1 protein-coding gene is annotated in these 543 nt (G+C 58.6%); it reads right to left on the bottom strand.

Annotated features, from left to right (window positions below):
* A partial coding sequence (locus ACWGS9_RS35260) for a porin (protein ID WP_454509489.1) occupies positions 1-543 on the bottom strand: 543 nt, incomplete at both ends.

Raw genomic sequence — 543 nt, 5'->3', positions numbered from 1 at the left:
CGTCTCTTGCCGATGAGCGGCCGCCGAAACCTGCATGATCCAGTCGTCTTTTTCGTAATGGAGTTGCGCCGTGAAATATGGCGGCGCCTTGGGAAATTCCCAGGTGGTCGCACCGCGGCTGGTCGGAGGACCGGCCTCGACCGCCACAGAGGACGATAGATCGTCGGTGATCTGGTATTTGTAGGAAGCCAGATAACTGCTCAGCGACGGCGACGACGCGGTGAACTGGAAATCGCCCGACCAGGCGTTCATGAGGGATTCAGCGTAGCCAACTTTTACCCCCGCGTATTCGATGGTTGCTTCGGACAAGGTGGGCGCTGCATCGAAACCATCGTCGGTGTTATAGCTCCAGGAAGTCCCGAAGACGAACTTGAACGGTCCTGATTCCGTCAGCCGCGCAGCTGCAAGGCGCAAATCCGCTTCGGAGCTGAAAGTCCGGGCGGTTCTTGAACCAGGCCCCAAATGCGGCTCCGGAGCATTGGTGTGTTGCAGAGTGCCCTGCAGGCTTCCGGATAGATCGTAGCAAACGCCGTTGACGAGGTA

It is taken from the genome of Mesorhizobium sp. Arg314, from assembly GCF_053714275.1.
Note: the sequence above shows the minus strand (reverse complement) of the source record. Positions and strands in the feature narration are given on the sequence as shown.